Annotated in this window: 28 protein-coding genes; 16 read left to right on the forward strand and 12 right to left on the reverse strand. The window is 70.1% G+C overall.

Features of this window, described 5'->3' with window-relative positions:
- Positions 1 to 6: 6 nt before the first annotated feature.
- A complete protein-coding gene (locus ABLE68_RS19625; RefSeq protein WP_348873616.1) occupies positions 7 to 780 on the reverse strand; it encodes an NAD(P)-binding domain-containing protein in 774 nt (257 codons plus the stop codon).
- On the reverse strand, positions 777 to 1,820 hold the full coding sequence (locus ABLE68_RS19630; protein ID WP_348873617.1) for an LLM class F420-dependent oxidoreductase: 1,044 nt from the start codon (positions 1,818 to 1,820) through the stop codon (positions 777 to 779). Before ABLE68_RS19630 ends, ABLE68_RS19625 begins: the two co-directional genes overlap by 4 nt.
- Before the next feature lie 46 nt (positions 1,821 to 1,866).
- Between ABLE68_RS19630 and ABLE68_RS19635 the strand changes: the two genes are divergently transcribed.
- Genes ABLE68_RS19635 through ABLE68_RS19655 form a run of 5 tightly spaced genes read left to right on the forward strand, consistent with a single transcriptional unit; the run spans position 1,867 to position 6,339 of the window.
- Positions 1,867 to 2,829 carry a Zn-ribbon domain-containing OB-fold protein gene (locus tag ABLE68_RS19635; protein ID WP_348873618.1) on the forward strand — a complete coding sequence of 321 codons (963 nt, stop codon included), beginning with the start codon at positions 1,867 to 1,869 and terminating at the stop codon, positions 2,827 to 2,829.
- A 10-nt stretch (positions 2,830 to 2,839) separates the two neighbouring features.
- Positions 2,840 to 3,892, forward strand: a complete 1,053-nt coding sequence (locus ABLE68_RS19640; RefSeq protein ID WP_348873619.1) for a thiolase domain-containing protein — start codon at positions 2,840 to 2,842, stop codon at positions 3,890 to 3,892.
- On the forward strand, positions 3,892 to 5,058 hold the full coding sequence (locus tag ABLE68_RS19645) for a thiolase domain-containing protein (RefSeq protein ID WP_348873620.1): 1,167 nt from the start codon (positions 3,892 to 3,894) through the stop codon (positions 5,056 to 5,058). Before ABLE68_RS19640 ends, ABLE68_RS19645 begins: the two co-directional genes overlap by 1 nt.
- A gap of 56 nt (positions 5,059 to 5,114) precedes the next feature.
- Positions 5,115 to 5,435, forward strand: coding sequence for a helix-turn-helix domain-containing protein (locus ABLE68_RS19650; RefSeq protein ID WP_348873621.1), 321 nt, complete (start codon positions 5,115 to 5,117; stop codon positions 5,433 to 5,435).
- Between the two features lies 1 nt (position 5,436).
- On the forward strand, positions 5,437 to 6,339 hold the full coding sequence (locus tag ABLE68_RS19655; protein WP_348873622.1) for an arginase family protein: 903 nt from the start codon (positions 5,437 to 5,439) through the stop codon (positions 6,337 to 6,339).
- On the opposite strand, the gene ABLE68_RS19660 is transcribed toward ABLE68_RS19655, so the two are convergent.
- Genes ABLE68_RS19660 through ABLE68_RS19675 form a run of 4 tightly spaced genes read right to left on the reverse strand, consistent with a single transcriptional unit; the run spans position 6,333 to position 9,270 of the window.
- Positions 6,333 to 7,109 (reverse strand): maleylpyruvate isomerase family mycothiol-dependent enzyme, encoded by a 777-nt coding sequence (locus ABLE68_RS19660; protein ID WP_348873623.1) that lies wholly within the window; start codon positions 7,107 to 7,109, stop codon positions 6,333 to 6,335. The genes ABLE68_RS19655 and ABLE68_RS19660 overlap by 7 nt on opposite strands.
- 14 nt (positions 7,110 to 7,123) lie before the next feature.
- Positions 7,124 to 7,726, reverse strand: a complete 603-nt coding sequence (locus tag ABLE68_RS19665) for an ATP-dependent Clp protease proteolytic subunit (RefSeq protein WP_348873624.1) — start codon at positions 7,724 to 7,726, stop codon at positions 7,124 to 7,126.
- On the reverse strand, positions 7,723 to 8,331 hold the full coding sequence (locus ABLE68_RS19670) for a ClpP family protease (protein ID WP_348873625.1): 609 nt from the start codon (positions 8,329 to 8,331) through the stop codon (positions 7,723 to 7,725). The genes ABLE68_RS19665 and ABLE68_RS19670 overlap by 4 nt, the downstream gene beginning before the upstream one ends.
- 27 nt (positions 8,332 to 8,358) lie before the next feature.
- Positions 8,359 to 9,270: an aldo/keto reductase gene (locus tag ABLE68_RS19675; RefSeq protein ID WP_348873626.1), complete on the reverse strand. Its 912-nt coding sequence runs from the start codon at positions 9,268 to 9,270 to the stop codon at positions 8,359 to 8,361.
- Between the two features lie 38 nt (positions 9,271 to 9,308).
- Between ABLE68_RS19675 and map the strand changes: the two genes are divergently transcribed.
- Positions 9,309 to 10,082, forward strand: coding sequence for a type I methionyl aminopeptidase (gene map, locus ABLE68_RS19680; RefSeq protein ID WP_348873627.1), 774 nt, complete (start codon positions 9,309 to 9,311; stop codon positions 10,080 to 10,082).
- 15 nt (positions 10,083 to 10,097) lie between these two features.
- On the opposite strand, the gene ABLE68_RS19685 is transcribed toward map, so the two are convergent.
- A complete protein-coding gene (locus tag ABLE68_RS19685) occupies positions 10,098 to 11,339 on the reverse strand; it encodes a cytochrome P450 (protein WP_348873628.1) in 1,242 nt (413 codons plus the stop codon).
- A 146-nt stretch (positions 11,340 to 11,485) separates the two neighbouring features.
- On the opposite strand from ABLE68_RS19685, the gene ABLE68_RS19690 reads away from it, so the two are divergent.
- On the forward strand, positions 11,486 to 12,649 hold the full coding sequence (locus ABLE68_RS19690) for a steroid 3-ketoacyl-CoA thiolase (RefSeq protein ID WP_348873629.1): 1,164 nt from the start codon (positions 11,486 to 11,488) through the stop codon (positions 12,647 to 12,649).
- 91 nt (positions 12,650 to 12,740) lie between these two features.
- Positions 12,741 to 13,151: a DUF7144 family membrane protein gene (locus ABLE68_RS19695; RefSeq protein ID WP_348873630.1), complete on the forward strand. Its 411-nt coding sequence runs from the start codon at positions 12,741 to 12,743 to the stop codon at positions 13,149 to 13,151.
- Position 13,152: 1 nt separating this feature from the next.
- Here ABLE68_RS19695 and ABLE68_RS19700 read toward each other — a convergent pair whose 3' ends face one another.
- Both ABLE68_RS19700 and ABLE68_RS19705 read right to left on the reverse strand, forming a co-directional pair.
- Complete coding sequence (locus ABLE68_RS19700; RefSeq protein WP_348873631.1) at positions 13,153 to 14,034, reverse strand: SDR family oxidoreductase; 882 nt, start codon at positions 14,032 to 14,034, stop codon at positions 13,153 to 13,155.
- Entirely contained in the window at positions 14,031 to 14,807 is a 777-nt protein-coding gene (locus ABLE68_RS19705) for an SDR family oxidoreductase (protein ID WP_348873632.1), read from the reverse strand. The genes ABLE68_RS19700 and ABLE68_RS19705 overlap by 4 nt, the downstream gene beginning before the upstream one ends.
- A 59-nt stretch (positions 14,808 to 14,866) precedes the next feature.
- Here ABLE68_RS19705 and ABLE68_RS19710 point away from each other — a divergent pair, with 59 nt between their 5' ends.
- The 4 genes from ABLE68_RS19710 to ABLE68_RS19725 are packed head-to-tail and all read left to right on the forward strand — an operon-like array spanning position 14,867 to position 18,328.
- Entirely contained in the window at positions 14,867 to 15,622 is a 756-nt protein-coding gene (locus ABLE68_RS19710; protein WP_348873633.1) for an enoyl-CoA hydratase family protein, read from the forward strand.
- Complete coding sequence (locus ABLE68_RS19715; RefSeq protein WP_348873634.1) at positions 15,619 to 16,497, forward strand: CoA transferase subunit A; 879 nt, start codon at positions 15,619 to 15,621, stop codon at positions 16,495 to 16,497. Before ABLE68_RS19710 ends, ABLE68_RS19715 begins: the two co-directional genes overlap by 4 nt.
- Positions 16,494 to 17,264, forward strand: coding sequence for a CoA-transferase subunit beta (locus tag ABLE68_RS19720; protein WP_348873635.1), 771 nt, complete (start codon positions 16,494 to 16,496; stop codon positions 17,262 to 17,264). Before ABLE68_RS19715 ends, ABLE68_RS19720 begins: the two co-directional genes overlap by 4 nt.
- Positions 17,261 to 18,328: an NAD(P)H-dependent flavin oxidoreductase gene (locus ABLE68_RS19725; protein WP_348873636.1), complete on the forward strand. Its 1,068-nt coding sequence runs from the start codon at positions 17,261 to 17,263 to the stop codon at positions 18,326 to 18,328. The genes ABLE68_RS19720 and ABLE68_RS19725 overlap by 4 nt, the downstream gene beginning before the upstream one ends.
- Here ABLE68_RS19725 and ABLE68_RS19730 read toward each other — a convergent pair.
- Complete coding sequence (locus ABLE68_RS19730; protein WP_348873637.1) at positions 18,325 to 19,311, reverse strand: GNAT family N-acetyltransferase; 987 nt, start codon at positions 19,309 to 19,311, stop codon at positions 18,325 to 18,327. The two genes, ABLE68_RS19725 and ABLE68_RS19730, sit on opposite strands and share 4 nt — an antisense overlap.
- Before the next feature lie 60 nt (positions 19,312 to 19,371).
- On the opposite strand from ABLE68_RS19730, the gene ABLE68_RS19735 reads away from it, so the two are divergent.
- Genes ABLE68_RS19735 through ABLE68_RS19745 form a run of 3 tightly spaced genes read left to right on the forward strand, consistent with a single transcriptional unit; the run spans position 19,372 to position 20,981 of the window.
- Entirely contained in the window at positions 19,372 to 19,824 is a 453-nt protein-coding gene (locus ABLE68_RS19735) for a hypothetical protein (RefSeq protein ID WP_348873638.1), read from the forward strand.
- 4 nt (positions 19,825 to 19,828) lie between these two features.
- On the forward strand, positions 19,829 to 20,185 hold the full coding sequence (locus ABLE68_RS19740; RefSeq protein WP_348873639.1) for a hypothetical protein: 357 nt from the start codon (positions 19,829 to 19,831) through the stop codon (positions 20,183 to 20,185).
- Between the two features lie 13 nt (positions 20,186 to 20,198).
- A complete protein-coding gene (locus ABLE68_RS19745) occupies positions 20,199 to 20,981 on the forward strand; it encodes an isocitrate lyase/PEP mutase family protein (RefSeq protein WP_348873640.1) in 783 nt (260 codons plus the stop codon).
- Between the two features lie 20 nt (positions 20,982 to 21,001).
- Here the strand turns inward: ABLE68_RS19745 and ABLE68_RS19750 are convergent, their stop codons facing one another.
- Positions 21,002 to 23,305, reverse strand: coding sequence for a M4 family metallopeptidase (locus ABLE68_RS19750; RefSeq protein WP_348873641.1), 2,304 nt, complete (start codon positions 23,303 to 23,305; stop codon positions 21,002 to 21,004).
- A 404-nt stretch (positions 23,306 to 23,709) separates the two neighbouring features.
- The gene (locus ABLE68_RS19755; protein ID WP_348873642.1) at positions 23,710 to 24,060 is read right to left on the reverse strand and encodes a nuclear transport factor 2 family protein; all 351 of its coding nucleotides are present in this window, start codon (positions 24,058 to 24,060) and stop codon (positions 23,710 to 23,712) included.
- A 79-nt stretch (positions 24,061 to 24,139) separates the two neighbouring features.
- Here ABLE68_RS19755 and ABLE68_RS19760 point away from each other — a divergent pair, with 79 nt between their 5' ends.
- Positions 24,140 to 24,949 (forward strand): MerR family transcriptional regulator, encoded by an 810-nt coding sequence (locus ABLE68_RS19760; protein WP_348873643.1) that lies wholly within the window; start codon positions 24,140 to 24,142, stop codon positions 24,947 to 24,949.
- Positions 24,950 to 25,210: the final 261 nt, after the last annotated feature.

The raw sequence follows: 25,210 nt of genomic DNA on the forward strand, positions 1-25,210 counted from the left end.
GATGTCTCAGCCCAGAAGTCGGGCCAGGACCCCGTCCATCCCCGCCCCGACGGCATCGACGGCGCCGGCGTCGCGGAGGTGACGCGCGAACTGCTCGTTGAGCCCCCCGGGTGTCGCCACCTCGGTGATCAGCTCGTCGAAGTCGACGTCAGCGCCGCGGAGCGACTCCGTCGCCCCGAGGTACGTCGCGGCCACGTAGCCGCGCGCCGCCGCGGGCTCGAGACCGCGCTCGACCAGCCAGTCGGCGATCGCGCCGAGGTAGGCGAAGTGGGCGGCCACGGTCGCGGACGACACCGTGAGCGCCTCGTACGACGCGAGGTCCTCGACCGGCAGGGCGCGGCCCAGCCGGTCGAACAGCGCGACCGCCTCGGGCAGCGGCGGGTAGACCGGGGTGACTCCGTCGCGGCCGGCGACCGCAGGCAGCGGGACCGACCGGGCGACCTTGGCCGCGGGCGCGACCCAGCTCCTCAGCCGGTCGAGGTCCACGCCGGCGACGACGCTGATCACGACGTGACGGTCCTCGAAGGTGAGGTCGGCCAGCACGGGTTCGACCTGCTGAGGGAGCACGGCGACGATGACGACGTCCGCACCGTCGACGACCTTCTGGTTGTCGGCAGCGACCGTGACGCCGTCGAACCGCGCGGCCAGGTCGGCGGCGGTGTGCGCGCTGCGCGGCGACAGGAGGACGCGTGGCGCGTCCTCGACCCCGTCGGACAGCCCGACCACGATGGCCGCCGCGATCGAGCCGACCCCGATGACGCCGTACGTAGGTCCGCTCACGTGAGCAACTCTGCCACCGACCTGATCTCGTCGGCCGAGCGGGCGCTCAGGAGCAGCGTGGTCACGCCGGTCTCCTCCCACTGCGCGACCCGCTCCTTGACCTCGCCGGCCGTCCCGACGATGTGCATGTCGTCGACGAGCTCGTCGGGGATCAGCGCGGTCGCCTTGTCCTTCTCGCCGTTCAGGTAGAGCTTCTGCACCTCGGCGGCGAGGTCCTCGTAGCCCATCCGGACGAAGACCGCGTTGTGGAAGTTTGCGTCCTTGGCGCCCATGCCGCCCATGTAGAGCGACACGGACGGCTTGATCGCATCGAGGACGAGCTGCTTCTCCTCGGCGTTCTTGACCACCTGCAGGTGGCAGGTCGCGGCGATCTCGAAGTCGGCGCGGGTACGCCGCGCGCCGGGCCGCGCGAAGCCCTCGTCGAGCCACGGCTGGTACATGCCCGCGGACTTCGGCGTGTAGAAGATCGGGATCCAGCCGTCGGCGATCTCGGCCGTGAGCGCGACGTTCTTCGGGCCCTCGGCGCCGAGCCAGATCGGGACGTCCGCGCGCAGCGGGTGCACGATCGGCTTGAGCGGCTTGCCCAGTCCCACGGAGTTCTCGCCGCGGAACGGCAACGGGTAGTGCGGCCCGTCGTTGGTGACCTTGTCCTCGCGGGCCAGCACCTGGCGGATGATGTCGACGACCTCGCGGGTCCGGGCCAGCGGCTTGCCGAACGGCTGGCCGTACCAGCCCTCCACGACCTGCGGGCCGCTCACTCCCATGCCCAGGATGACCCGGCCGTTGGAGAGGTGGTCGAGCGTCAGCAGGTGCATCGCGATCGAGGTCGGCGCGCGGCCGGACATCTGGATGATCGACGTGCCGAGCTTGATCCGGGAGGTCTCGCGACCCCACCAGGCCAGCGGGGTGAACGCGTCACTCCCCCACGCCTCGGCGGTGAAGATGGCGTCGAAGCCCGCCTCCTCGGCCGCGGCGACGAGCTCGCCGACGCCCTGCGGGGGCTGTGCGCCCCAGTAGCCCAGCTGCAGTCCCAGCTTCATGGTCGTCTCCTTGTGCGATCCCTAGAACGTGTTCTACTTTCGGATCATGCCACGAACTTTGTCCGCACCGGTCACCGTAGCGTTCGACTACACCCGATCGACCGGCCCCGTGCTCGGTCGCTTCCTCACCGGCCTCCGCGACGGCGTCGTCGTCGCCGGTCGTACGTCGGAGGGCGAGGTCGTCGTACCGCCCCTGGAGTACGACCCGGTCACCCACGAGGCCACCACCGACTTCATCGAGGTCGCGCCGGTCGGGACCGTCACGTCCTGGACCTGGGTGCCCGAGCCCGTCGCGGAGCAGCCCTTCGACCGGCCGTTCGCGTTCGCACTCGTGACCCTCGACGGTGCCACCCGCCCGTTCCTGCACGCGCTCGACGTCTCGTCGCCCGACGAGGTCACCACGGGCATGCGCGTGCAGATCCGCTGGGCCGACGAGCGCGTCGGGTCGATCACGGACATCGCCTGCTTCGAGCCGCTCGGTGACGAGTCGGCGGCGCGTCCCGCCGGTGGCGGCCTGATCGAGGACCACCTGATCACCGGGATCACGGTGCCGGTCTCGCTCGACTACCTGTACGCCGCGAGCCCCGAGGAGTCGGCGTTCTACCGGGGCCTCAACGAGGGCCGGATCGTCGGTCAGCGCTGCCCCACCTGCCAGAAGGTCTACGTCCCGCCGCGGAGCGCGTGCCCGGCCGACGGCACCCCGACGGCGGAGGAGGTCGAGGTGTCGCAGACCGGCACCATCACGACGTTCTGCATCGTCAACGTGCCGTTCCTCGGCCAGAAGATCGTGCCGCCGTACGTCTCGGCGTACGTCCTGCTCGACGGCGCCGACATCGCCGTCCTCCACCTGATCCTCGGCATCCCGGCCGATGAGGTGCGGATGGGCATGCGGGTCAAGGCCGTGTGGAAGCCGCGCGAGGAGTGGACCTACTCGCTCGAGAACATCGACCACTTCGAGCCCGCCGACGAGCCCGACGCGGACTACGACACCTACCGGCACCACCTCTGAAGGGCGTGAGATGAGAGACGTTGCAGTCGTCGGGTTCGCCCAGCGACAGATGGCAGAGTTCGACGGGTCGCCGACCTGCGTGGAGATGCTGGTGCCGCTCTTCGCGGAGTGCTACGAGCAGACCGGCTGGACCCGGCGCGACATCGGCTTCTGGTGCTCGGGCTCGTCCGACTACCTGGCCGGCCGGTCGTTCTCGTTCGTGTCGGCGGTGGACGCCATCGGCGTGATCCCGCCCGTGAACGAGTCCCACGTCGAGATGGACCTGGCGTGGGCGATGTACGAGGCCTGGCTGAAGATCCAGACCGGCGAGGTCGACACCGCCCTGGTCTACGCCTTCGGCAAGTCCTCGGCCGGCGTGCTGCGCCGCACGCTCGGACTCCAGCTCGAGCCCTACACGATGACGCCGCTGTGGCCCGACACGGTGTCGCTCGCCGGGCTCCAGGCCCGCGCCGGCATCGACGCCGGCGTCTGGGACGAGACCGCGATGGCCGAGGTGGCCAACCGGTCGCTGACCGACGCGGAGAAGAACGAGTGGTCCATCCGCAAGGGCGGCTCGTCGGTCGAGGAGCTGCTCGCCCGACCGATGTACGCCGACCCGCTGCGCAAGCACGACTGCTCCCCCGTCACCGACGGTGCCGCCGCGATCGTGCTCGCCGCCGGTGACAAGGCGCGTGACGTCCGGGACAAGCCGGCGTGGATCAACGGTCTCGCGCACTACATCGACCCCATGGGCATGGGTACCCGCGACCTGACCCGGTCGCCGTCCGCCGCTCGCGCGGCCGCTGCGGTCGACCTGACCGGCGTCGAGGTCGCGGAGCTGCACGCGCCGTTCAGCCACCAGGAGCTGATCCTGCGCCGCGAGCTCGGCCTGGCCGACGACGTACGCATCAACCCGTCGGGCGGCGCGCTGACCAGCAACCCGATGTTCTCCGGCGGCGGCATCCGGATCGGCGAGACCGCCTCGCGGATCTGGTCCGGCGAGATCACCAAGGGCGTGGGGCACGCGACCTCCGGTCCTGCCCTGCAACAGAACCTGCTCTGCGTGCTGGAAGGAAGCAACTGATGGCCAAGCAGCCCGCCGCCGTGGTCGGGGTCGGTCAGACCCACCACCGCGCCAAGCGCCTGGACGTCTCGATGGCCGGTCTGTGCCGCGAGGCGATGGACCGGGCCCTCGAGGACGCCGGGATGACGCTCGACGAGATCGACGCGATCGTGGTCGGCAAGGCGCCCGACCTGTTCGAGGGCGTGATGATGCCCGAGCTGTTCCTCGCCGAGGCCCTCGGTGCCGCCGGCAAGCCGCTGCTCCGGGTGCACACCGCCGGCTCGGTCGGCGGGTCGACTGCGATCGTCGCCGCGTCGCTCGTCCAGGCCGGGGTCCACCGCAAGGTGCTGACCGTCGCCTTCGAGAAGCAGTCCGAGTCCAACGCCATGTGGGCCCTCTCGGTCCCGCTGCCGTTCAACATGCCGGTGCACGCCGGTGCCGGCGGCTACTTCGCACCGCACGTCCGGTCCTACATCCGGCGCTCCGACGCGCCCAACCACATCGGCGCGATCGTCGCGGCCAAGGACCGCAACAACGCGCTGAAGAACCCCTATGCCCACCTGCACAACGAGGGCACCACGGTGGAGTCGGTGATGGCGTCGCAGATGCTCTGGGACCCGATCCGCTACGACGAGACCTGCCCGTCCTCCGACGGTGCCTGCGCGCTCGTGATCGTGTCCGAGGACGTCGCGGCCGCCTCGCCCAACCCGGCGTGGATCCACGGCACCGTGATGCGGTCGGAGGCCACGTCGGCCGCCGAGCGCGACCAGGTCAACCCGCAGGCCTCGCGCGACGCGGCCGCGGCGCTGTGGAAGCAGACCGGCATCACCAACCCGCTCGAGGAGATCGACGCCGCGGAGATCTACGTGCCGTTCTCGTGGTTCGAGCCGATGTGGCTCGAGTCGCTGGGCTTCGCCGACGCGAACGGCGGCGGCTGGCGGCTCACCGAGTCGGGCGGCACGGCGATGGACGGCGTCCTCCCCGTCAACTGCTCGGGCGGCGTCCTCTCGTCCAACCCGATCGGCGCGTCGGGCATGCTCCGCTTCGGCGAAGCCGCCCTGCAGGTCCGTGGCGCGGCCGGCGAGCACCAGGTCGACGGCGTCCGCAAGGCGCTCGGCCACGCGTACGGCGGCGGCTCGCAGTTCTTCGCCATGTGGGTCGTCGGCGCGGACAAGCCGACCAACTAGTTCGCCCACAGAGAACAGCCGACGACGTCACCCGCGTCCCGCCCTACTGTCGGGACATGGGTGACGTCGTCGTACTTCCGGTCCAGCCGCTGCACTCCCCTGCCCCGGATCCCGAGCCCCTGTGGCGCGAGTCCGTCGGCCGCGAGCTGCGCGAGGAGCGCCGTACGGCGGACCGCACGCTCGCCGACGTCGCCGAGGAGGCAGGGGTCTCGACGCAGTACCTGTCCGAGATCGAGCGCGGGCTCAAGGAGCCCAGCTCGGAGATCATCGGAGCCGTGTCGGGCGCCCTCGGACTCCGGCTCGTCGACCTCACGACGCGCGTCAGCCGACGGCTGAGCGCCGGCGCGATCTCCGGGCCGGTCTGTCTGGCGGCCTGACATGTCCCGCACCCTCTCGGTCGTCGGCGCGCCCTCGAGCGCAGGCGCCTACGCGCCCGGCCAGGAGCGAGCCCCCTCGGCCTGGCGCGCCCACGGGCTGCTCGACGCCCTGCGTGGTGCCGGTCGCGATGTCCGCGACCGGGGCGACGTCGACGGCTTCCGATGGAGCCTCGATCGCGACCACCCGGACGCGATGAACGTCGACGCCGCCGCCGGGACCGCTCGTGCGCTCGCCGACCGCGTGGCCGACGCGCTCGAGGCCGACGACGACGTCCTCGTCCTGGGCGGTGACTGCACCGTCGAGCTCGGCACCATCGCCGGCGCCCTGCGCCGAGGCCGGTCCGTGGCTCTCGTCTACATCGACCTGGATGCCGATCTCAAGGTGCCCGCGACCGGTGAGGGGGCGCTCGACTGGATGGGGGTGGCCCACCTGCTCGACGTGGCCGGCGCCCGGGAGGAGCTCAGCTCGCTCGGCGCGCGCCGTCCGATGCTGAGCGGGTCCGACGTGCTGCTCTTCGCCCAGGACAACATCACCGGGTCCGAGGCCGAGATCATCGCCGCCGCCGAGATCGAGGTCGAGACGCTCGCTGCCGTCCGCGCCGACCCCGACGCTGCCGTGGACCGCGTGCTCGACTGGGCGGCAGGACACGACGAGATCTGGGTCCACGTGGACATCGACGTGCTCTCGTGGCTCGACTTCCCCATCGCGGAGAACAGCCGCCGCGGAGACGGCCTCACCCTCGTCGAGCTGACCGCCGTCCTGGGTCGACTGGTGTCCGCGCCCTCCTGGCGAGGGCTCACCGTCTGCGAGGTGAATCCCGACCACGCGTCCGACGAGGCTGAGTCGTTCGAGCGGCTCGTGGCCGCGGCAGCCGAGATCTTCTCGACCGAGCGGCCTCAGTAGCCCGGGAAGACCTTCCGCAGGTCGTCCAGCGACACGTTGCCCGTGACCTGCACTCCCGCGGGGGTGAACTCCGACTTCAGCCGACCGGTCAGGAGCCGGGCGACAGCCTCGGCGGGGCCCTCGAAGGTCGCGGTCGCGTCGTCTAGGTCGGACGTCACGGCGACGGCGTCGGTCACGACGATCCCGCCGCCGGGAACGGCGACCCGGGCGGGCTCGGAGAGCTGGTCCGGCTTCGCCGCGAAGCCGAGCAGGAAGCCCAGCGGGCCGGCGTACAGCTCGAGCAGCAGCGCCGCCGACCCCGGGTCGATGCCCGCCTCGGGGTCGAGCCCGACGCGCACGTCCCAGGCGTGGGCGGCGACCTCGTTGAGGCGCATCCCGAGAGCGACCACGAGCGGCACCGGCTCGGGCAGGAAGCCCAGGTCGATGCTCAGGTCAGCCTTCTGCGCTGCAGACAGTCCCTCGACCACGTCGAGGTAGTGGGCGTCGTGCTCCACGAAGCCCGCCGCCTGGTCGAGCGGCGCCGAGGCGTCCCACCGCGCCCACACGTCCTGGTTGTCCTCGGCCTCGAACGGCAGGCCGGCCGCGTCCGCGATCGGCTTGACGGTGATCTCGGCGCCGCTGCCGAGGTGGGACAGCGCCTGGGCGACAGTCCACTCCGACGCGCCGCTCGGTCCGGTCAGCTGCTCCTCGTCGAGGTCCGGGACCAGCGCAGCGAGGACGTCGTGGTTGGTGCGCAGGGCCGCGGTCACGCGGTCGACGAGTTCGGTCATGCGGGGGCAACCTCTCAGTCGGTGGTTTTCTTCCGACTGCTCAGGACCCCGTCCACGATGCCGTAGGTCACCGCCTCCGTCGCCGAGAGCACCAGGTCGCGCTCGGTGTCCTCGCGGATCTGCTCCACGGACCGCCCGGTGTGTGCCGCGAGGATCTCCTCCATCTCCACACGGGCCCGGGCGATCTCCTTGGCCGCCACGGCCAGGTCGGGCAACGCGCCCTGTCCGCCACCGGAGGGCTGGTGGAGCACGACCCGCGCCCGGGGCAGCACCATCCGTTGACCCGGCGCACCGGCCGCGAGCAGCACGGCGGCGGTCGACGCGGCCTGACCGACGCACTTCGTCCCGACCTCCGGCCGGATGAACTCCATGGCGTCGTAGATCGCGAGCATCGAGGTCATCGAGCCGCCGGGCGAGTTCAGGTAGAGGTCGACGGGGGCGTCGGGGTTCTCCGACTCCAGGTGCAGCAGCTGCGCGATGACGACGTTGGCCACCCCGTCGTCGATCTCGGTGCCGATGTAGACGATCCGCTCTGTGAGCAGCCGGCTGTAGATGTCGACCGCACGCTCGCCACGGTGGGTCTTCTCGATGACGGACGGGATCGTGTACTGACTCATGCGCGCACCATCCCGAAGCTCGGCGCCGACCGGGTCGGCGTCACGGCCGCCACGTCGTTGATCACCTGGTCGACGAAGCCGTAGTCGAGGGCCTCCTGGGCCGTGAACCACCGGTCGCGCAGCGAGTCACGCTCGATCACGTCGCGCGGGTGGCCGGTGTGGTCGGCGATCAGGCCGATCATCACGTTCTTCGTGTGCTCGAGGTTCTCGGCCTGGATCTCGACGTCGACCGCGGAGCCGCCGATCCCGGCCGAGCCCTGGTGCATCAGGATCCGCGAGTGCGGCAGCGCGTAGCGCTTGCCCGGCGTACCGGCCGAGAGCAGGAACTGCCCCATGCTGGCCGCGAGCCCCATCGCGAGCGTGCTCACGTCGTTGGGGATCAGCCGCATGACGTCGTAGATCGCGAGCCCGGCGCTGACGCTGCCGCCGGGCGAGTTGATGTAGAGCGCGATGTCGCGCTTCGGGTCCTCGGCCGAGAGCAGCAGCAGCTCGGCGCAGAGCTTGTTGGCGATGTCGTCGTCGACCTGCTGGCCGAGCACGATGATCCGCTGGTGGAGCAGCCGGTCCGCGGCCGTCAGGCCGGCGAGGGAGGGTGTCTGGGTCATGCTCCGAGCCTGCGTGGGCACGGTCCGTCACGGAAGCAGATCTGCTCCTGGCAGATCTGCCGTGAGCAGCACCGAGGCCAGTGCGGAGTCCAGCTGCTCGACGGAGCTGACACCGATGATCGGCATCCAGCCCCGGCGAAGCATCCACGCGAGGACGAGCTGGGATGCGGGTACGCCGCGCTCGCCCGCGACTCGGCGGAGCGTGGCGAGCCGCTCCGTGGTGCCCGGGTGGTCGTAGGCCTCCGGGAACGGACGGTCGGCTCGGTCGAAGCTGCCCTGCACCAGCGGGCTGTAGACCCACAGGTCGAGGTCCGGATGCACGTCGAGGTAGTCGACCGTCTCGTCGCTGACGAACCCGAACCGGTGGTCCTTCCCGGCCACCTGTGCACCCGGACGCGGCGCGACGTACGACGTCGTGAGCTGGAGTGCGGTGTACGGCTCCACCTCGAGACGAGCGGCGATCGAGCGCGCCTGCTCGACCCGCCAGGTCGGGTGGTTGGAGACACCGAGACGCCGTACGGCGCCCTCGGCGACGAGTGCTCCGAACGCGGCCACCGTTTCGTCGAGCGGCACCGACCGGTCCTCGCCGTGCGCCCAGTAGAGGTCGATCGCGTCGACGCCGAGCCTTTCGAGGCTGCGGGCCGCCTCGCGCGCGATCACCGGCGCCGACAGACCTTCGGTGCCACCGTCGTCGGTGGGCTCGACGCCGACCTTGGTCGCGATGACGAGCTCGTCACGCAGTCCCGGGTTCGCCGTCAGCCAGCGCCCGATCAGCGCCTCGCTCTGCCCGCCGTGGCCCGTCTCCGACGACCAGAAGGAGTAGCAGTTGGCGGTGTCGAGGATCCGGCCGCCGGCCTCGACGAACCGGTCGAGCAACGCGAAGGACGTGGCTTCGTCGGTGCGGGTGCCGAAGTACATGGTGCCGAGCACGAGGTCCATTCGGTGGAGCCTAGATGCGCCGCGTAATGTCCGGTTCCATGATCGAGCTCCGCACCCCCACCCAGATCGAGCAGATGCGACCGGCCGGTCGCTTCGTGGCCGACGTGATCACCGCACTCGGCGCGGCCGCCGACGTCGGGGTCAACCTGCTCGAGCTCGACGAGCTCGCCCACAAGATGATCCGCGACATCGGCGCCGAGTCCTGCTACATCGACTACCACCCGTCCTTCGGCGCCTCGCCGTTCGGCAAGGTGCTCTGCACGTCGGTCAACGACGCGGTGCTGCACGGACTCCCCCACGACTACGTCCTCCAGGACGGCGACCTGGTCAGCGTCGACTTCGCCGCCAAGGTCGAGGGCTGGGTGGCCGACTCGGCGCTCAGCGTCGTCGTCGGTACGCCGCGCGCCGAGGACCTCGCGCTCATCGAGACCACCACCCAGGCACTCGCTGCCGGGATCGAGCAGGCCCGTCCGGGCAACCGCCTGGGCGACATCTCGGCCGCCATCGGCGACGTCGCCCGCGCGGCCGGGCTCGGCGTCAACCTCCAGTTCGGCGGTCACGGCGTCGGGCGCACCATGCACGGCGAGCCGCACGTGCCCAACGACGGGCGAGCCGGACGTGGCCTCAAGCTGCGTCCCGGGCTCGTGATCGCCATCGAGCCGTGGTTCCTGCACACCACCGACGAGATCTACACCGACGACGATGGCTGGACGCTGCGCAGCAAGGACGGCTCGCGCGGCGCCCACATGGAGCACACGGTCGCCATCACGATCGACGGCCCGCTGGTTCTCACCGAGCGGGCCGTCGCCTGAGGTTCGTCGTACGACTTAGGCGTACTTGGTCTGCAGGTCCTTGATCCCGTTGATCCAGGAGTGGCGCAGCCGCACCGGCTCGGCGATCTTGGAGATGTCCGGCGCGTGGTCGGCCAGCGCGTCGAAGATGACCCGGATCTCCTGGCGGGCGAGGTTGGCGCCGAGGCAGTAGTGAGCCCCGTGGCCACCGAACCCGAGCTGCGGGTTGGGGTCGCGCAGGATGTTGAACGTGTGCGGGTCCTCGAAGACGGTCTCGTCGAAGTTGGCGCTGGCGTAGAAGAGTGCGGCCCGCTCCCCCTTCTTGAAGAGGTGCCCGTTGACCTCGACGTCGTTGAGCGCGGTGCGCTGGAAGACGTTGACCGGGGTGCCCCAACGAACCACCTCGTCGACCATCGTCGCCGGCCGGTCGCGCTTCCAGATCTCCCACTGCTCCGGGTTGTCGAAGAAGGCGTTCATGCCGTGCGAGATGGCGTTGCGGGTGGTCTCGTTGCCGGCGACGGCCAGCAGGATCACGAAGTAGCCGAACTCGTCGTCGTTCAGACCGCGCTCGCCCTTGTGGGCCTGGATCAGCTTGGTGATCAGGTCGTCACGCGGGTTGGCCTGCCGGTCGGCGGCGAGCATCATCGCGTAGCCGAGGATCTCGGCGGCGGCGACGTCGTTGTTGCCGGCGTAGTCGGGGTCCTCACCGGCGAGCATCTGGTTGGACCACTCGAAGAGCTTGTGCCGGTCCTCCTGCGGGACGCCGATCAGGTCGGCGATCGCCTGCAGCGGGAGCTCGGCGGCGATCTCCTCCACGAAGTTGCCGGTGCCACGAGAGACGGCGTCCTTCACGATCGAGTTCGCCCGCTGGACCATCGTGTCCTCGAGCTCGGCGATCGAGCGCGGCGTGAAGCCGCGGGAGATGATCGCCCGGGTCTGGGTGTGCTCCGGCGGGTCCTGGTTGATCAGGATGACGCGCTGCAGCTCGATCTGGCCGCGGTCCATCTCGCCGGGGAAGCGGATGATCGCGCCGTTCTCGGAGGTCGACCAGTTCTTGCTGTCCTTCGAGATCGCCGAGACGTCCTCGTGGCGGGTGACGGCCCAGTAGCCGGTGCCGGACTCCTCGGCGAAGCCGCTGCGCTGCTCCAGAGGCTGCTCGATCCAGTGGATCGGCGAGTTCTGGCGCGCGAGCCGGAAGGCGTCGTACGGGACGGACTTCTCGTTCAGATCCGGGTCGGTGAAGTCGAACCCAGCAGCGAAGAGATCGGTTGCGGTCACGGGGGCTCCCTTGAGAGTTCTGAAACACGTTCTAGTGGCACAGGTTACATACCGAAGGTAGGTCAGGGAAGGCTTCGAGACGGTTGCTGCGCAACCTCCTCCACCCAAGGGTTGTTGCAGACAAGAACGTGTTCTAGTTTTGTCACATGGGTACTCCGGTCATCATCGACGCCGTCCGCACTCCCCTCGGCAAGAGGAAGGGGTGGCTCGCCGGCGTGCACCCGGCCGTCCTCATCGGTCATGCGATGGGTGAGGTCCTCGCCCGCTCCGGGCTCGACTCCGCACTGGTGGACCAGGTCGTCGCCGGCTGCGTGACCCAGGCGGGCGAGCAGTCCAACGGCATGGTGCGCCGCGCCTGGCTGCACGCCGGACTGGCCCAGCACACCGGCGGCACGATGGTCGACGCGCAGTGCGGCTCCGGTCAGCAGGCCGCCCACATGATCAACGACATGATCAGCGCCGGCACCATCGACATCGGCATCGCTGCCGGCGTCGAGGCGATGAGCCGGATCCCGCTCGGCGCCAACGTGCCGCCCGGCACCGGTGACCCGCGCCCCGACGACTGGTCGATCGACATGCCCAACCAGTTCGAGGCAGCCGACCGGATCGCGAAGAACCGTGGTCTGAGCCGCGCCGACCTCGAGGCGTTCGGCCTCGCCTCGCAGCAGAAGGCGCGCGTCGCGGTCGACGAGGGTCGTTTCAAGCGCGAGATCGCAGCGATCACGGCACCGGTCCTCGACGCCGAGGGCAAGCCCACGGGCGAGACCCGCGTCGTCGACACCGACCAGGGTCTGCGCGACACCACGCTCGAAGGTCTGGCGGGTCTCAAGACCGTGCTCCCCGACGGCCTGCACACCGCGGGCACCTCCTCGCAGATCAGCGACGGTGCCTCCGCGGTGCTCATCATGGACTCGGACCGCGCGGCCGCCCTGGGCCTGAAGCCGCGGGCCCGGATCGTGTCCCACACGCTCGTCGGCTCCGACCCCTACTACCACCTCGACGGTCCGATCGCCGCGACGCAGAAGGTGCTCGACCGGACCGGCATGTCCATCTCCGACTTCGACCTGTTCGAGGTCAACGAGGCGTTCGCCTCCGTCGTCCTCTCCTGGGCCGGCCAGCACCACGTCGACATGGACAAGGTCAACGTGAACGGCGGCGCCATCGCCCTCGGTCACCCCGTGGGTTCGACAGGCACCCGCCTGATCACGACCGCACTGCACGAGCTCGAGCGGCGCGACCAGACCACGGCGCTGATCTCGATGTGCGCCGGCGGCGCCATGGCGACCGGGACCGTCATCGAGCGCATCTGAGGGAGCCTGCCCACCCACCCCGCCCCGGGTGGGGCCGGTCCACCCGCTCCGCGGCGACCATCGGTGTCACACGTCACCGAGGAGGCGCCGCATGAGCACGCCACGCAACCAGAACGATCTCTCGACCGGGAGCTTCGTCGCCGACCTGACCGCGATGTTCGCCGGCGTCCTGCTCGTGGTCACGTCGCTCTTCGACATGCTCCAGGGTGCTTCGGCGATCGCGAACGACGACCTGTTCTCGGCCGGTTCGGAGTACCTCTACAAGCTCAACATGACCACGTGGGGCACGGTCCACCTGATCATCGGCGCCATCGGGTTCGTCGCCGGCATCGGGATCCTGCGCCAGGCGACCTGGGGTCAGCTCATCGGCATCGGCATCGCGGGCCTCTCGATGCTGACCAACTTCGCCTTCATCCCGATCTACCCCTGGTGGTCGATCACGATCATCGCGTTCGACCTGCTCATCATCTGGGCGCTGACCACCCAGCTCAAGGAGGGGTGACTCAGGCGCCGTAGACCGGCTCCGGCGTCGGCGCCGCGGCGAGCAGAGCGCGGAGAGCGGGACCGACCTCGGGCGCCGTCCACCGGGTGCCGAGGTCCTGGGTGGGGCCGTGCGCCCACCCTGTCTCGACGGTGATCTTGCCGCCCTCGATCTCGATCACGCGGCCCGTGACGTCGCCGGCCTCCTCGGAGGCGAGCCAGGCGACGATCGGCGAGTTGTCCTCGGGGAGCGCCATCGCCGAGGTGTCGAAGGCACCCTCGGTCATCCGGGTCTTGGCGACGGGGGCGATGGCGTTGACCGTCACGCCGTACCGCCCCATCTCCTGGGCCGCCACCAGCGTGAGTCCGGCGATGCCGGCCTTGGCGGCGGAGTACGTCGCCTGCCCGACCGAGCCCTGCAGACCAGCGCCGGACGAGGTGTTGATGACGCGGGCCGCGCGCTGGCGACCCTCCTTGGACTCCGCACGCCAGTAGGCGCCCGCGTGGCGCAGCGGCGCGAAGTGTCCCTTGAGGTGCACGCGGATGACGGCGTCCCACTCCTCCTCGGAGGTGTTGACGAGCATGCGGTCGCGGACGAAGCCGGCGTTGTTGACGAGGATGTCGAGCCCGCCGAAGGTGTCGATCGCCTGCTGGACCATCGCGGCTGCCTGCTCGAAGTCGGCGACGTCGGCGGTGTTGACGACCGCACGACCCCCAGCGGCCTCGATCTCCGCGACGACCTCCTCAGCGGGCGTGTCGCCGGTGCCCTCACCGGCCAACGAGACGCCGCAGTCGTTCACGACCACCGCGGCGCCGTGCGCCGCGAGCTCGAGCGCGTGCGCCCGACCGATGCCGCGGCCGGCGCCGGTGACGATCGCGACGCGACCTTCGAGAAGCTTGCTCATCTCAGTGCATCCTTTTCCGGCCATCTCTGGACCAACAGGAAGGCGGGGATCTCTCCCCCGCCGTGACAGGCCACGGTCGAGCCGGAGACGTACGACGCCAGGTCGCTCGCCAGGAACGCCACGACGTTCCCGACCTCCTCCGGTCGAGCCATCCGGCCGAGTGGGATGGTCTGCTCGATCGCATCGACCGAGGCGTCGTCGCCGTAGTGGTCGTCGGTCTGCTCCGTGCGGCAGAGGCCGACGTCGATCGCGTTGACGCGCACCTTCGGAGCCCACTCCATCGCGAGCGACGACGTCAGGGAGTCGAGGCCCGCCTTGGCCGCGCCGTACGCAGCGATCGTGGGCGCGGGCCGGTTGGCGGAGATCGAGGAGATGTTGACGATCGCGCCGCCGGCGTCCTGGGTCTGCATGACGGCGTTGGCGGCCTGGGCGCAGACCAGCGGGGCCAGCAGGTTGAGGCCGACGATCTTGTCGTGGAAGCGCGGCGAGGCCGTCGCGGCGTCGGCGGCCGGCGCTCCCCCGGCGTTGTTGACCAGGACGTCGAGACGGCCCAGGTCGGCGACGACCGACGTGACCAGCGCGTGCACGGCCTCCGAGTCGCGCACGTCGCAGACGCGGTGCGTGGTGCCCGGCTCGGGATCGACGTCGGAGCGGGAGCAGGTCACCACCGTGGCGCCCGCGGCGAGCAGGGCGCGGGTGATCCCGAGCCCGATCCCCTGGGTCCCGCCCGTGACGAGCGCAACCCGTCCGGAGAGGTCCACCGACAGCACCATGCTGGTAGCCTACCAAGCACTTGCTTGGTTTCGACAAGCTCAACCGCCGTGGAGGCACCGTGCCGATCACATCCGAACTGCGCCCCGACGGGATCCGGGTGGTGACGATGAACGCCCCGCCCGTCAACGCGCTGACCGTGCAGGGCTGGTACGACGTGGCCGCCGCGATGGACGAGGCCGCCAGCGACCTCGACACCAAGGTGGTCGTGCTCCGTGCCGAGGGCCGCGGGTTCAACGCGGGCGTCGACATCAAGGAGATGCAGAACACCACGGGCTTCGACGCCCTGATCGGCGCCAACAAGGGCTGCTTCGCGGCCTTCAAGGCCGTCTACGAGTGCGCGGTCCCGGTGGTCGCCGCGGTCAACGGCTTCTGCCTCGGTGGCGGGGTCGGGCTGGTCGGCAACGCCGACTGCATCGTCGCGAGCGACGACGCGTTCTTCGGCGTGCCCGAGGTGAAGCAGGGTGCGCTCGGTGCCGCCACCCACATGGCGCGGCTCGTGCCGCAGCACATGATGCGCACGCTCTACTTCACCGCGCGCACCATCAAGGCGGCGGACCTGCTGCAGTTCGGCAGCGTGCTCGAGGTGGTCCCCCGCGACCAGCTCGACGACGCCGCGCTCAAGGTCGCCGGCGAGATCGCCGCGCACGACACCCGGGTGATCCGCGCGGCCAAGGAGTGCCTCAACGGCATCGACCCGATCGACGTCAACAAGAGCTACCGGTTCGAGCAGGGCTTCACGATGGAGCTCAACCTCGCCGGTGTCAGCGACGAGCTGCGCGACGAGTTCGCGGGAACGGACAAGAGCAAGCGATGAGCAGAGGCCCACGCGACAAGCGGATGACGATCGACGAGGTCGTCGGCGAGCTGAAGGACGGCATGACCATCGGGATCGGTGGCTGGGGTCCGCGGCGCAAGCCGATGGCCCTGGTGCGCGCGATCCTGCGCAGCGACCTCAAGGACCTGACCCTCGTGAGCTGGGGTGGCGCCGACGTCGGCCTGCTGGTGCGCGCGGGCAAGGTCCGCAAGCTCGTCTACGCGTTCGTCTCCCTCGACACGGTCCCGCTGGAGCCGAACTTCCAGAAGGCCCGCCAGGAGGGCACCATCCCCGAGGTCGTCGAGCTCGACGAGGGCATGTTCCAGACCGGGCTCCGTGCCGCCGCCCAGCGGCTGCCGTTCCTCCCCATGCGCGCCGGCCTGGGCTCTGATGTCCTGGTCAACAACCCGGACATCACGACCGTCACCAGCCCGTACGCCGACGGTGAGGAGCTGGTCGCCGTGCCCGCGCTGAACCTCGACGTCGCGCTGGTCCACCTCAACCGGGCCGACCAGCACGGCAACGCGACGTACCTCGGTCCCGATCCCTACTTCGACGACCTCTTCGCGATGGCCGCCGACCGCTGCTACGTCAGCGTCGAGCAGGTCGTCGACACCGCCGGCCTGACCGTGGACACCCCGGTGCAGCGGCTGCTGCTCAGCCGGATGATGGTCAGCGGCGTGGTCGAGACACCCAACGGCGCGCACTTCACCACCTGCTCCCCCGACTACGAGCGCGACGAGAAGTTCCAGCGTGCGTACGCCGCCGCGGCCGGTGGGTCCGACGAGGACTGGGCCGCGTTCAGCGCCCGGTTCCTGGAGGGCGACGAGGCCGCCTACCAAGCCGCGGTCCGCGAGTTCGGGGAGGAATCATGAGCGACGCCACCCGCGCAGACGTCTGCGCAGCCGCCATCGCCGACGCGTTCAAGGACGACGGCGAGATCTTCGCCAGCCCGATGGGCATGCTGCCGATGCTGGGAGTCCGGCTCGCCAAGCTGACCAGCAACCCCGACCTGGTGATCTCCGACGGTGAGTCGCTCTTCCTGGCCGGCGTACCGCCGCTCTTCGCCAAGGCGGACGTCGTCGAGGGCTGGATCCCCTTCCGCAAGGTCTTCGACGTGGTCGCCTACGGCAAGCGGCACGTGATGATGGGCGCGACCCAGGTCGACCGCCACGGCAACCAGAACATCTCCGCGATCGGTGACTTCGCCCAGCCCAAGCGCCAGCTGCTCGGCTCGCGAGGCGCCCCGGGCAACACGGTCAACAACCGGACGTCCTACTGGGTGCCCAAGCACTCGTCGCGCGTGTTCGTCGAGAAGGTCGACATCGTCTCGGGCGTCGGCCCCAAGCTCGCCAAGGAGGCCGGACCGGCCGCCGCGCGCTACAACGACATCCACCGGGTCGTCAGCAACCTCGGCGTCTTCGACGTCACCGGCCCCGACGACACCCTGCGCCTGCTCAGCGTCCACCCGGGGGTCACGATCGACGACGTCCGCGAGGCGACCGGCTTCGAGCTCGAGGTCGACGGCGACGTCCCGACCACGCGTGAGCCCACCATGGAGGAGCTGATCATCATCCGCGAGGTGCTGGACCCGAAGGGCTTGCGCTTCAAGGAGGTTCCCCAGGAAGTGACGCCGCAGTGATCGACCAGCTGCTCAAGACCCCGTTCACCGAGCTCGTCGGCGTCCGCCACCCGGTCGTGCAGACCGGCATGGGCTGGGTCGCCGGTCCCCGCCTCGTCGTCGGCACGGCCAACGCCGGCGGTCTGGGCATCCTCGCCAGCGCGACGATGACCTTCGAGGAGCTCGAGAGGGCGATCCTCGAGGTGAAGAGCCGCACGGACCAGCCGTTCGGCGTCAACCTGCGGGCCGACGCAGCCGACGCCCCCGCCCGCTGCGACCTGCTGATCAAGCACGGCGTGAAGGTCGCATCGTTCGCGCTCGCGCCCAAGCAGGACCAGATCTCGAAGCTCAAGGACCACGGGATCGTCGTGATGCCGTCGATCGGTGCCGCCAAGCACGCGGTCAAGGTCGCCTCGTGGGGCGCCGACGCGGTGATGATCCAGGGCGGCGAGGGCGGCGGACACACCGGACCGGTGCCGACCACGCTGCTGCTGCCGACCGTGCTCGACGCCGTCGACATCCCGGTGGTCGCGGCTGGCGGCTTCTTCGACGGGCGCGGCCTCGCGGCAGCGCTGTCGTACGGCGCCGCCGGGATCGGTATGGGCACCCGCTTCCTGCTGACCAAGGACAGCGCCGTTCCCGACGCGGTCAAGGCGCTCTACCTCGAGCGCGGGCTCACTGACACGATCGTGACCGCCAAGGTCGACGGCATGCCGCACAGGATGCTGCGCACGGCGCTGGTCGAGGAGCTCGAGGAGACCAGCGCGGTCAAGCGGATGGGGCCGACGCTCAAGCGCACGCTGGAGTTCAAGAAGACCAGTGGGATGAGCTGGGTCGGCCTCGCCAAGGACGGCCGGGCCATGAAGAAGGCCCAGGGCCGCTCCCTCGCCCAGATGGCGCTGGCCGCGAACACCCCGATGATGCTCAAGGCCGGCCTGGTCGAGGGCGACACCGACGCGGGCGTCCTCGCCAGCGGCCAGGTGGTCGGCGTGATCGAGGACCTGCCCACCTGCGAGGAGCTGATCGACCGTGTCGTCACCCGCGCGGCCGACGACCTGCGCCGGGCCGCCGGTTACGTGATCTAGAGCGGGCGCTGGAACGCCAGCCCGCGCGCGAGCACCTCGTAGCCGAGGATCTCGTTCACGGAGATCATGTGGCCGTTGGACTCCGCGTTCCAGGTGTCGACCGTCTCCACCTGCGGCTGGACCTCGTCGAGCCAGCGGACCATGTCGGCCTTCAGCAGCACCCCGAGGCGGTGACCGCGGTGCTCGCGCGACACCGCGGTGTCGTGCTGGTGAGCGATCGACGGCCTCGCCGACTCGACCGCGACGACCGTGTGGCCCGCGAGCTCACCCGTCTCACGGTGCCGGGCGACGATGCGGTGCAGCAGGTGACCCTGGCCGGCACGGGCAGCCTCGTAGGCCGCGATCCGCTCCGGAGGGAACTCCTCGTCCTCGATGTCCAGGTCACCGATGGGGGCGTCGTTGATCGATGCGGACAGGTGGGCAACCGCCGGCAGCTCGGCCGGGGGCGTCGCACCCGTCCGTCGTACGAGCTCGTAGTCCGCGGCCGCCGCCGACGCCTCGTCGTGGATGCGGTCGAGCGCGCCGCGGTCGACCTTCGCCAGGTGCTGGCGCCGGTTGACCGACACCTGCTTGAGGTCGAAGCCGTGGGCCGCCGCGAACGCCCGGGTGCCGGGCAGGTCCCACCCGTCCATCCCGACCGACGTCTTGCCGTCGGACCGCGCGCGGTCCAGGAGGAAGGCGAGGATCGCCGACCCGTGGCCCTGCCGGCGGTGGGCCGGGTGGACGTCGATCCCGAACCACGCGACGTGGAGGTTGTCGTACGTCGAGGTCTCGTACTGCGCGACCGCGACGACCGTGTCGTCAGCGGTCGCCAGGAAGTAGTCGGTCGGCTCGCCGTCCCAGCCGTAGCGCATGCTGCCGGCCACCACGTCGGCGACGAACGGGTGCGACCACGGCTGCTCGTGGAGGCGGACCGCCTCCATGACCGCGGTCCGCGCGCGGACCGCCTCGACGTCGTCCCACGACACCTGCCGGATCTCCATGGTTCGAGGATGGACCGGCAGCCGCCCACCGCGCACCTGACTTTCCCCTAGGGTTCCGGCGTGACCGCACTGGGACGTCGAACGCTGCTGTGGATGATCCCGCTCAACCTCTTCCTCGTCGCCTGGGTCTGGCTCGGCCGGATCGTGTTCGGCGTCGGCGGTTGGTTCATCTTCATCTTCCTGTTCACCGTCGTGCCGGTCGTGCTCGTCGGGCTCCTGGTGACGACGGTCCTGACCTTCACCCAGCACGGCCGACCGCGGTCGTTGACCACCCTCCAGGCCACGGCACAGATCCTCACCTGGCTCGGGCTCCTGCTCTTCGGAGCGTTCATGCCCGACTTCGGCGACACCGACGACAGCCAGCTCTCGCTGCTCACCCAGGTCTTCGGCTACTCCGACACTCTGTGGAGCCTGAGCTTCACGATCGCCCTGGGTGCGGCGGCCCTCGCGGTGGTGGCGTACGCCGTGTTGCTGGGGTCGCTGGTCTTCGCGCGACGCGAGGCGGGACAATGATCCCGTGAGCGAGCAGCCGGTCCGGAAGCGACCCCGTCACCTGATGGACCCGGACAACCCGCGGCGGGAGGTCAAGTCCGCGGCCACGGGCATCATGCACCTCGAACCGGTGCAGAAGTGGGTGCTCTCGATCCTGGCCGCCACCACGATCGTGCACCTGGCCGGCGGTCTCGTCATCGCCGCGATGTACGTCGACGAATCCCGCACCAGCGCCGAGATCGGGCTCAACGTCCTGGCCGGCGCCTTCGGCGTGATCGCCGTCGTGGTCTTCCGCGCCATCCACCAGAAGAAGATGCTCTCCCCCTGGTTGGTGCTCGGGGTGATCCCGACCTTCGTCGGGCTGTATCTCACCTTCCGGTGAGTAGCGTGGGGTCATGACTGACTCCAGCACCCAGGCCAAGGCGACCACCCTCCTCCAGCTCCACCAGGCTCCCGAGCTGCTCACCGTCGTGAACGTCTGGGACGTGATCAGCGCCCAGGTCGTCGCGCAGGTCGACGGCACCGCGGCGCTGGCGACGGCCAGCCACTCGATCGCGGCGTCGTACGGCTACGAGGACGGCGAGAACATCCCGCTCGACCTGATGCTCGAGGCGGTCGGACGCATCGTCGCCGCGACCGACCTGCCCGTCACCGCCGACCTCGAGGGCGGGTACGGCGACCCCGCCGAGACGGTCCGCCGTGCGATCGGGATCGGTGTCGTCGGCGCCAACATCGAGGACCAGATGCGACCGCTGGCCGAGGCCGCTGCCAACGTCGAGAAGATCATGAAGGCCGCCGAGCAGGAGGGCGTCGACTTCGTGCTGAACGCACGCACGGACGCCTTCCCGAAGGCCGGCGACCGCGACCCGGCCGACGTGCTCGCCGACGCGGTCGAGCGGGGCAAGGCCTTCCTCGACGCCGGCGCCCCGGTCGTCTTCGTCCCGGCCCGTCTCGACGAGGACCAGGTGTCGACGCTGGTCGAGGCGTTCGGACCGCAGCGGCTGACCATGATCGGCATCCCCGGCGTTCCTTCCCTCGCCCGGCTCCAGGAGCTCGGCGTGGCCCGGGTGTCCTACGGCCCGATGGCGCAGAACGTCGCGCTCACCGCGCTCCAGGAGCTCGTCGAGGATGTGCACCGTGGCGGCGGCGTGCCCGCCACGATGCGCATCCTCAACTGACGAACAGCTGACGAGCGCGGTCAGCTCAGTGTGAGCGCCGTGTCGTCGATGACGAAGCTGGTCTGCAGCGTGCTGTCCTCCGCTCCCGTGAAGCTGATCGAGACCGTCTGGCCCGCGAGCGACGACACGTTGAAGGACTTCAGCACGTAGCCGGAGGCCTTGTTCAGGTTGGAGAAGGTCGCCAGCGTCGTCGAGCCTGCCTTGACGGTGAGCTTGTCGTACGCCGAGCTCGAGGTCGTCTCAGCCGAGTCGATGTGCAGGTAGAACGACAGCGTCGCCGAGCACCCGGACGGGATGCTGACCGACTGGCTCAGCGTGTCCGTGTGCGTCGCGCCGTAGCCGTCCAGCCACGCCTTGTAGCTGCCGGCGTGGGCGGCCTGGCCGCTGTCGGTCGTGATGACACCGGTCGAGGACGTCCAGGACGTGGCGCCCGACTCGAAGCCCGGGTTGAGCAGCTTCTGGCCGGAGCAGCTGCCGCCACCGCCGGTGCCGGAGATCGTCCAGGTGAAGGTGGCCGACCCGGACGCGCTCGTCGTGTCCGTCGCCGTGACCGTCGAGCTGTAGGTGCCGGCCGTGGTCGGCGTACCCGAGATCAGACCCGTGGAGGCGTTGATCGAGAGACCAGCCGGGAGACCGGTCGCCGCGTAGGTCAGCGTCTGGCCCGAGGCCGAGTCGCTGGCGTTGACCTGCAGGCTCTTCGCCGTGCCGACGGTGCCGGTCTGGCTGCCCGGGTTGGTGACCGTCACCGTGTTGCCGGTGCTGGTGGAGCAGGTCGGGTCGGCCGACTGCGCCGGGACGCTGACCGCGTTCCAGGCCGCCTTGACCGCGTTGAACTCGGCGCACGAGCCCGGGTAGAGGTTCTTCGCCGCGGTGAGGGTCCAGGTGCGGTACTTCAGGTACGACGCGGACGACGTCTTCATGAGCATCGCGTTGTACATGATCTTGATGGCCTTCTGGATGCCCAGGCCGGAGATCGAGGTGCTGTTGCAGGTCGGGCTGGTCGGCTGCCCGTCGCTCGGGCTGGTGCCCTCGGCGAGCAGGTAGAACCAGTGGTTGCCCGGCCCGGCGGCCGCGTGCACCTCGTCGGTGGGCGTCGACGACGAGTAGCAGTTGTCGTCGCCCGCGAGGGACGGGTTGTACATGTAGCGGATCGGCCCGCTGCCGACCAGGTTGACCTGCTCGCCGACGGTGTAGTCGGGGGTGTCGGTCGCGTTGTTGGCGTACCACTCGGTGGCCGCACCGAACGTGTCGGCGACGAACTCCTGCGTGCCGTTGCCCGAGATCCCGCCCGGCGTGTGGTCGTCGACGCCGTGGCCGAACTCGTGGGCGACGACGTCGATCGAGCCGATCCACTTGCTGCCGGTCTGGGTGTGGCCGACCTGCACCTGGGTGCCGTCGTAGTAGGCGTTCACGTCGTTGAGGCCGACCCGGATCGGCACCCAGCCGCCGGAGCCGTCCATGCCGCTGCGACCGAGCCAGCTCGACAGCATCTGCCGCTCCTGCTCGGCGGCGTAGAACGCGTCGACGCAGCCGGTCTCGCGGTTGGTCGCGTCACCGTTGCCCCACGCGTCGTCGGTGCCGGTGTAGGTCACGTTGCCCGAGGCGTTCTGGCACTTCAGCGTCGAGGCGTTGGAGTTGGTCATCGAGAACGACGACCCCGAGCCGGAGGTCGGGATCGTGACCGTCCCCGCCCAGGCCGAGCTGCCGGTGCCTTCCATCACGTGCTCCTGCGTCGAGAGCACCTTCTTGCTGGTCGCGTCGACGAGCACCGTGAGCCGCGAGGCCTCACCGGCCCGCGTGCCGACGACGGTCGTCTCCCAGGCGAGGTGCGAGCCGCGCTCCTGCAGGACGACGAGGTGGGTCGCACCGTCGTACCGGCCGTTCTGCACCTGGGTGAGGGCGACCGCGCGAGCCGCGCTCTTGGCGACCGTCGGCCGGACCGAGGTCAGGCTGACCGGCGCGCTCTGCGCGACGCTGGTCGTCAGCAGGCGGCCGGCCGAGTCGGTGACGACCACGAAGTCGCCGCCGACGACGTGGAGACCACGGTAGGTGCGCTCGTACGGGACGTACTGCACGCCGCCCGAGGACTGCACGCGCTGCGCCTGGAAGGCGTCGTGCGAGCTGGCCTTGAGGACGGCGGGCGGGGTCTTGACCAGCTTGCTGGCAGTGGCGGCGGCCTGTGCCCGTGCGTGCTGGTGGTCGAGGCTGACGGACTTCACGGCAGGTGCTGACTTGGTGGTGGCATCGGCGCCGGACGGCACCGAGACGACTGCCATCGCCGAGATGAGGGCTGCGATGAAGCCCCCCGAGACGAGTCGATTCACGGACACTCCTTGTGGACGGGCTGGGTGGAGCCCTGGGATGGAAGGAGGCGCGTGTCAGCGGAGGTCTTGGTGGGACGCCCGAGACAACGAACCCTGGGCACCTTCGCCCCGCCGCAAAGATCACGTCAACGCAGGATTTCTGCGCAAACGTGCACTGCGAGAACCTGCAAATGTTGGAGGACTTCCGCCTGAACACTCAGTCAGCCGGATAGGAGACCTCTTACTCGGTGCGTCCGTGTCCGGCCGCCCCAGGCAGCAGCCGTCGACCGGAGCCGGTGGTCGGGTTTCGGCGTCAGGACGTCATACGAGTTGGCTGACCCAGCGACCGGCTCGTATGACGTCCCGCGACGAGCGACCCGCGCAAGATCGGTTGCCTGCTCACCGCCGCCGGGACCTGCCGGCGGTCACGGCGCGAGGACGATGTCGATGCGCTCGATGAGCTCGCCGGCGAGCGCGAACCGGTAGTCCAGGTTGGCGGTCCCGCCCGGGAAGTCGCCCTCCAGGTGGTGCCCGACCACCCAGGCGTCACCGTCGCGACGTACGCCGGTGATCGTCGTGACGACGGTGAACTCCGCCCCGGCCTCGGTGACGAACCGGCGGAGGCCGTCCTGGCCGCTGAAGGACTCCCCGACGTCGGAGATGACGGCGCCGGGGCTCAGGAGGGCCAGGGCGGCGTCGGCGTCGCGAGCCTCCTGGGCGCCCAGGTAGGCGCGGATCGTGGCGGGCAGCTGGGCGGTGTGGGTGTTGGTTTCCATGTGTTCGAGCCTGGGCGCTCGGGCGGCGCGAGGGTCAAGGACTGGTGTCTCCCCCAGGGGGAGAGTCCAGACTTCACCCATGTTGACGATCGGTGAGTTCTCGCGCCTGACCCACCTCAGCATCCGCACGCTGCGTCGCTACCACGAGGGAGGTCTGCTCGAGCCGGAGCTGGTGGATGCGTCCAGCGGCTACCGGTACTACACGGCCGACCAGATCCCCACGGCGCAGGTGATCCACCGACTGCGCGAGCTCGACGTGCCTCTCGCCGACGTACGACGCATCCTCGGTGCATCCGAGCCCGATCAGCGAGCGGCACTGGTCAGCGAGCACCTCGTGCGCCTGGAGGCCGAGCTGGATCGCACCCGCGTGGCGGTCAGCTCGTTGCGGCGGCTGCTGGCGCCGGAGCCGGCGCCGCTGCAGGTCGAGCTGCGCGCGGAGCCCGAGGTGACCGTCGCCGCCGTCGAGGACGAGGTGGACTCGGAGGACGTCGGCACCTGGTTCGCCGGCGCGATGGCCGAGCTGGACGCAGCGCTCGGGCCGGTCACGGATGCTGGACCGCCCGGCGGCCTCTACGACAACGAGCTCTTCGAGAACGGGCACGGACGGCTCCTGCTCTACCGGCCGTCCCCCGAGCCTCCCCAGCGCGGACGTGTCCGTCCGGTCCGGCTGCCCGCCGTCGAGCTGGCCGTCACCACCCACCACGGTGACCACGACGGCGCCGACGTGACCTACGGCCAGCTCGGGTCCTGGGTCGTCGCCAACGCCCTCACCGTGGCGGGACCTGTGCGGGAGCGCTACCTCGTCGGTCCGCGTGACACCGATGACAGCACCGCGTGGCGCACCGAGATCGGCTGGCCGGTGTTCCGCGTGACCACTGACCTGCGCTGACCCGGCGGTGAGTGGGCAACCGTTTCCGGCGCACGATCGGTTGCCTGCGCACCGCCGCCCGGGCCGTCCCCGGGGCAGCGGTGCGCCAGCAACCTTCTGGCGGTCACATCCGGTTGCCTGCTCACCGCCGCCCAGACCACCCCCGGTGCAGCGGTGCGCCAGCAACCTTCTGGCGCTGACATCCGGTTGCCTGCTCACCGCCGCCGGGGCCACCCCCGGTGCAGCGGTGCGCCAGCAACCTTCTGGCGGCGACATCCGGTT

The sequence above is a fragment of the Nocardioides pollutisoli genome (genome assembly GCF_040045055.1).
Lineage (GTDB): Bacteria > Actinomycetota > Actinomycetes > Propionibacteriales > Nocardioidaceae > Nocardioides > Nocardioides tweenelious.